Here is a 1,597-nt window from a genome sequence, read left to right as displayed (position 1 = left end):
GCGCCCTGATCGAGGTCGAGGGCGTAGACGATGTTCGGGAACGGGGTGTGGACGTACATGATGTTGCCGACGACGAGCGGGGAGCCCTCGTGGCCGCGCAGCACGCCGGTCGAGAAGGTCCAGGCGACCTGGAGGTTCTTGACGTTGCCGGCGTTGATCTGGTCGAGCTTGGAATAGCGGGTGTTGGCATAGTCAACCGTCTGGAGCGCCTGCTCCGCCGGGTTGGCGATGGACTTGAGGACGCTGTCGTTGGCCAGCGCCGGGGTGGCCGCCGCGAAGTCCACCGCCTTCAGGTAGCCCTCGAGCGTGCCGTAGAACACCACGTCGCCCGCCGTCGCCAGGGCGCCGCCCCAAGCTGAGAACTGCTCCGGGTTCGACCACTTGATCTTCCCGTTCACGCCGTCCCAGGCGATGAAGTTGCCCATGCCGCCGTGCGAGCCGGGGGCCGGGTACATCGACAGGGTCGCGCCGACATAGGGCTGGCCCGGGGTGTAGGTCACCTTGAAGGGCTCGTAGTCCATGCAGACGTGGTTCGTCGGGACGTAGAAGAGGTTGGTCTTCGGAGAGAACGCCGCCGGCTGCTGGTCCTTCGAACCGAGAGCGGCCGGGCAGATGCCCTTCGAGTTCACGTCCTCACCGTTCTGCTCGGTCGAGTACTTCGACACGACCAGCGGACGGCCGTAGGTCTTGGAGCCCTGGTCCATGTCGACCTTGGTGGCCCAGTTCACCACCGGATCGTACTTCTCGGCGACGAGGAGTTCGCCGGTCGCGCGATCGAGGGTGTAGCCGAAGCCGTTACGGTCGAAGTGGGTCAGCAGCGGGCGATCCTTGCCGCCGATCTTCTGATCGGTGAGGATCATCTCGTTGATGCCGTCGTAATCCCACTCGTCGTGGGGGGTCATCTGGTAGACCCACTTGGCCATGCCGGTGTCGGGGTTACGCGCCCACACGGTCATGGACCACTTGTTGTCGCCCGGACGCTGCTTCGGATTCCAGGTCGAGGGGTTGCCCGAGCCGTAGTAGAAGAGGTCGAGCTTGGGATCGTAGGAGAACCAGCCCCAGGTGCAGCCGCCACCGGTCTTCCACTGATCGCCTTCCCAGGTCTTCAGCGAGGAGTCCTTGCCGACCGGCTTGCCGAGAGACGTGGTCTTCTCGGGATCCATGATCATGTCGGCGTCAGGACCCTGGGAGTGGCCGCGCCACACCTTCTTGCCGTCCTTGAGGTTGTAGGCGGTGACGTGGCAGTTCACGCCGAACTCGCCGCCGGAGATGCCGACGATGACCTTGTCCTTCACCGGCAGCACGGTGGCGGTGTTGGTCTCGCCCTTGGACGGGTCGCCGTTCTTGACCGACCAGTTCACCTTGCCGGACTTGGCGTCGAGCGAGACGAGGGTGGTGTCGGCCTGGTGCAGCAGGATGGCGCCGTCGGCATAGGCCAGACCGCGGTTGACGGTGTCGCAGCACATCACCGGAATGACCGACGGGTCCTGCTTCGGCTCGTACTTCCACACGATCTTCGCGCCCTGATCGAGGTCGAGGGCGTAGACGATGTTCGGGAACGGGGTGTGGACGTACATGATGTTGCCGACGACGAGCG

Annotated in this window: 1 protein-coding gene; it reads right to left on the bottom strand. The window is 64.6% G+C overall.

All coding sequences use genetic code 11. The features are described 5' to 3' along the window. Positions 1–1,597, bottom strand: a 1,597-nt coding sequence (locus OWC43_RS04245; protein ID WP_393958487.1) for a PQQ-dependent dehydrogenase, methanol/ethanol family, incomplete at both ends; no start/stop codon positions are given.

It is taken from the genome of Methylorubrum sp. POS3, from assembly GCF_043352485.1.
GTDB classification, from domain to species: domain Bacteria; phylum Pseudomonadota; class Alphaproteobacteria; order Rhizobiales; family Beijerinckiaceae; genus Methylobacterium; species Methylobacterium suomiense.
Note: the sequence above shows the minus strand (reverse complement) of the source record. Positions and strands in the feature narration are given on the sequence as shown.